General features: G+C 60.0%; 6 protein-coding genes. 1 reads left to right on the plus strand and 5 read right to left on the minus strand.

From position 1 onward, the window contains the following. Positions 1-72: 72 nt before the first annotated feature. The 5 genes from ACW9JE_RS29245 to ACW9JE_RS29265 form a co-directional block, all read right to left on the minus strand. A complete protein-coding gene (locus tag ACW9JE_RS29245) occupies positions 73-444 on the minus strand; it encodes a glutathione S-transferase N-terminal domain-containing protein (protein ID WP_224542106.1) in 372 nt (123 codons plus the stop codon). Positions 445-548: 104 nt separating this feature from the next. Beyond that, complete coding sequence (gene folE / locus ACW9JE_RS29250; RefSeq protein WP_110964232.1) at positions 549-1,094, minus strand: GTP cyclohydrolase I FolE; 546 nt, start codon at positions 1,092-1,094, stop codon at positions 549-551. A 77-nt stretch (positions 1,095-1,171) separates the two neighbouring features. Further along, positions 1,172-1,729, minus strand: coding sequence for a Smr/MutS family protein (locus ACW9JE_RS29255; RefSeq protein ID WP_457434741.1), 558 nt, complete (start codon positions 1,727-1,729; stop codon positions 1,172-1,174). An 88-nt stretch (positions 1,730-1,817) separates the two neighbouring features. After that, positions 1,818-2,138 carry a hypothetical protein gene (locus ACW9JE_RS29260; protein WP_457434742.1) on the minus strand — a complete coding sequence of 107 codons (321 nt, stop codon included), beginning with the start codon at positions 2,136-2,138 and terminating at the stop codon, positions 1,818-1,820. Between the two features lie 130 nt (positions 2,139-2,268). Further along, a complete protein-coding gene (locus ACW9JE_RS29265) occupies positions 2,269-2,859 on the minus strand; it encodes a cysteine hydrolase family protein (RefSeq protein WP_457434743.1) in 591 nt (196 codons plus the stop codon). Between the two features lie 239 nt (positions 2,860-3,098). On the opposite strand from ACW9JE_RS29265, the gene prmB reads away from it, so the two are divergent. Further along, on the plus strand, positions 3,099-4,007 hold the full coding sequence (prmB, locus tag ACW9JE_RS29270; RefSeq protein ID WP_224542113.1) for a 50S ribosomal protein L3 N(5)-glutamine methyltransferase: 909 nt from the start codon (positions 3,099-3,101) through the stop codon (positions 4,005-4,007). Positions 4,008-4,055: the final 48 nt, after the last annotated feature.

A 4,055-nucleotide genomic window follows, 5' to 3' on the forward strand; every position in this document is an offset into this window, starting at 1 on the left:
TACGGGAGGATCGCTATTCCTGTAGGAGCGAGGCTTGCCCGCGAAGAGGCCCTCCATCACACCACAAAACCATCAGACAGCCGCAAACCGCTTATCCAGATAATCAATGATCACCTTGGACTCATACATCCAGGTGGTCTTGCCGTCTTCTTCGATACGCAGGCACGGCACTTTGATCTTGCCGCCTTGCTCGAGCAGGGTCTGGCGATCCTGTTCGTTGTTCTTCGCATCGCGCAACGCCACCGGCACGTTCAGGCGGCGCAGGGTGCGGCGGGTTTTCACGCAGAACGGGCAGGCGTGGAACTGATACAGGGTCAGGCCCTTGGCCGAGGCTTCGACCTGGGCCTGGGCGGCGGCGGGGCGTTGCTTCTTGCCGGGGCGGGTGATGAAGTCGATGAGGATGATCAGTTGGCCGAGGCCGACACGAAGCGCTTTGACGAGCATATTGCAAGCCTCACGGGGCAAATGAAGAAAGGCGCGCAGCTTACCTGATTTTTCACGGGCGAAAAAAAACCGGCGATGAATGCCGGTTTTCTTACGCAAGCGAATTACTTGATCAGGCTGAGGAATTCGCTGCGGGTGGCGGCGTTCTCGCGGAACTCACCGAGCATCACCGAGGTGATCATCGACGAATTCTGCTTTTCCACACCGCGCATCATCATGCACATGTGCTTGGCCTCGATCACCACTGCAACGCCCAGGGCACCGGTCACCTGCTGGACCGCATCGGCGATCTGGCGGCTGAGGTTTTCCTGGATCTGCAGGCGGCGGGCGTACATATCGACGATCCGCGCGACTTTCGACAGGCCCAAGACCTTGCCGCTCGGAATGTAGGCGACGTGGGCCTTGCCGATGAATGGCAGCAGGTGGTGTTCGCACAACGAGTAGAGCTCGATGTCCTTGACCAGCACCATTTCGCTGTTGTCGGAGCTGAACAAGGCACCGTTGGTGACCTCTTCGAGCGTCTGCTCGTAACCGCGGCAGAGGTACTTCATGGCTTTGGCGGCACGTTTTGGCGTGTCGAGCAGGCCTTCGCGGGAGACGTCCTCGCCCAATTGGCCGAGGATCGCGGTGTAATTCTGTTCCAGGGACATGAAACTACCTGTGGGATTTTACGCAAAGGGCAAGGGTACGGTGGCGGACACGGCGCTGCAAGCGTGACGCATCAGCTTTACTCGTCGCGACCTTCCATCATGGTGCGCTTGAGCATCACATAAACGGCGCCGGCACCGCCATGTTTGGCCTGGCAGGAGGTGAAGCCGAGCACTTGCGGATGCTGGCGCAGCCAGGTGTTGACGTGGCTTTTGATCATCGGCCGCTTGCCGTCCAGGCGCACAGCCTTGCCGTGGGTGACGCGCACGCAGCGGATTTCGAATTTGGTCGCTTCGGCCAGGAACGCCCAGAGGGTTTCCCGGGCCTTTTCCACGTTCATGCCGTGCAGGTCGAGGCTGCCTTCGAATGGAATCTGCCCGACCTTGAGCTTGCGCATCTGGCTTTCCTGCACGCCGTCACGGGCCCACATCAGCTCGTCTTCAGGCCCGACGTCGATCACGAACTGATCGGACAGACCGTCTACGGTAGCGACATCAGTGCGCACGGTGGCGGACTGGCGCAGCTTGGCGATCTGTGCGCGGTCAGCTTTGGGTTTGCCGGTTTCGGCGCGATCGTGCTTGATCGGCTTGACGCCTTGGATCGCACTTTTGAACAGGGAAAAATCGTCGTCTTGCATGTCAGCCTCCGCGAAGGGCGGCCAGTTTACCCAACTCGAAGCAAATGGGCGCGCGACAAAACGCGCGGCGTTCGATCCGGGCAGGGTTTCAGTCGTGTTTCTTCATAAGATGCGGGGACATGTTCAGCTCTCGCGACTGCCGCGAGCAACGGCGGCAGCGGCGCCACAGCCACACGCCGATGTACAGCACGAACAGGCCGACCACCAGGACTACAGCAGCACCGCCGCGATTGGTGTTCATCTCGCCCAGGGCAGGGGCGTGGCCCAGCAGTGCGGCGACGCCGGCCATGGCGAGCAGAACTCCGCAGGTTGCCAGCAGCGCGGCGAACGCCGCGCCGATTCGAAAACGCCAGTTGCGTTGGCCTTTGGGGCGCAAGCGGCGAGCGTCAAAACCATCGGATAACTTCATTCCGACCTTCCTCAGTGGGTATCGGCCCTTCGACCGGAAGTTGACCGGGTTGTTCCTGAGGCTAAGACAATTACAGCTAATGAGAGGCTTTTGCGGATGAGCGGCGCATGGGCCGCTCATTGAACATCTATCAGATCAGGCTGCTGGTCTGGGCAACGGCGGCAAAGTTGTCGGCCATGATTGCCATTTCAGTCTGCTGAACATGCTCGGCGCTCAGCACGCCACCCTTGTAGGGCAGGTCGCGGGTGGCGCAGGCGTCTTCCACGAGGGTGCAGCGAAAGCCCAGGTTTTTCGCTGCCCGCACCGTGGTGCTGACGCTGGAGTGGCTCATGAAACCGCACACCACCAGATCCACCGAACCCAGTTCTTCGAGGCGTTTTTTCAGATCGGTGCCGTGAAACGCACTGGGCAGAATCTTCTCGATCCTGATTTCACCGTCCAGCGGCTCCAGCCCTGGAATGAACTGGCCACGCTCCCCGCGTGGGTCGAACAGACCACCGACAGTGCCGAGATGGCTGACGTGCACAATCGGCCGACCGGCTGCACGGGCGGCAGTGACCAATTGTTTGATGTTCGCGACTGCCTCATCCATGCCGCTCAGGGCAAGCGGGCCGCTGAGGTACTCTTTCTGGGCATCGATAATGATCAGGGTCGCATGACTCAGTTTGGCCGCCGGATAACCGCGACCGCTGAGTTGAAACATCGTTTGTGGAACGGACATTCTGGGGCTCCTTGGAGTGGGGCTTTTGCGCCATTGTCCTCTGGCTGAGCGCTTCTGTGAATCGCTACCATCGTAGGCACCGTCGTTACTGGCGTGCAGCGTTGTCAAGTGGTCCGTTTTGTTCAATACCCAAGTGAAAAAAGAGATTAGTCCTACATTGGCGATGGCGTTTTCCCGCGTTCGTCCTGCCGACGTTTGACTGGTAGAATCGCCAGTCGATTTTTCTGGAGTTTGCCGTCGTGATCACTTCCCGCCTTCGCACCCTGCGTGACCATATCCGTTGGGCCGTCAGCCGCTTCCATGGGGAGGATCTGTTTTTCGGCCATGGCACCGACAACGCTTGGGATGAAGCCCGTCAACTGGTGTTGGGTGCGCTGCACCTGCCGTGGGAAATCTCCGACAGCTACCTGGACTGCAATCTGGAAGAAGACGAGGTCGCGCATTTGCAGTTGCTGCTCAAGCGCCGCATCGAAGAGCGTGTGCCGACGGCCTATCTGCTGGGCGAGGCCTGGTTCTGCGGCCTGTCGTTCATCGTCGATGAGCGCGTGCTGATCCCGCGCTCGCCGATCGGCGAGTTGATCGAAAACCGTTTTACCCCATGGCTGGGCACGGAACCTGCGCGGATCCTCGACCTGTGCACCGGCTCCGGTTGCATCGGTATCGCCTGCGCCTACGAGTTCCAGGACGCCGAAGTGGTCTTGGCCGATCTGTCGTTCGAAGCGCTGGAAGTGGCCAACCAGAATATCGAACGCCATGGCGTCGATGAGCGGGTCTTCACGGTGCAGGGTGATGGTTTCGATGGCTTGCCGGGTCAGCGGTTCGACCTGATCGTGTCGAACCCGCCGTATGTGGACGCCGAAGATTTCGCCGACATGCCGGACGAATACCAGCATGAACCGGAGCTGGGCCTGGCCTGCGGTGACGATGGCTTGAATCTGGTGCGCCGCATGCTCGCCGAAGCGGCGGATCACCTGACCGAGAAGGGTTTGTTGATTGTCGAGGTGGGCAACAGCCAGATTCACGTTGAAGCGCTGTACCCGGAAGTCGACTTCGCCTGGCTTGAGTTCGAGCGTGGCGGGCATGGCGTGTTCATGTTGACGGCCGAACAGTGCCGCGATCATCAGGCGTTGTTCGCATCCCGCGTGTGACCTTTAAAAGCTTCGCGGGCAAGCCTCGCTCCTACGGATTCGGTGACC

The sequence above is a fragment of the Pseudomonas sp. SDO55104_S430 genome, from assembly GCF_054070595.1.

What these genes read in the sequence shown, in the direction of transcription:
- ACW9JE_RS29245 (WP_224542106.1), bottom strand. Translation starts at nt 444, where the DNA reads ATGCTCGTCAAAGCGCTTCGTGTCGGCCTCGGCCAACTGATCATCCTC.
- folE (WP_110964232.1), bottom strand. Translation starts at nt 1,094, where the DNA reads ATGTCCCTGGAACAGAATTACACCGCGATCCTCGGCCAATTGGGCGAG.
- ACW9JE_RS29255 (WP_457434741.1), bottom strand. Translation starts at nt 1,729, where the DNA reads ATGCAAGACGACGATTTTTCCCTGTTCAAAAGTGCGATCCAAGGCGTC.
- ACW9JE_RS29260 (WP_457434742.1), bottom strand. Translation starts at nt 2,138, where the DNA reads ATGAAGTTATCCGATGGTTTTGACGCTCGCCGCTTGCGCCCCAAAGGC.
- ACW9JE_RS29265 (WP_457434743.1), bottom strand. Translation starts at nt 2,859, where the DNA reads ATGTCCGTTCCACAAACGATGTTTCAACTCAGCGGTCGCGGTTATCCG.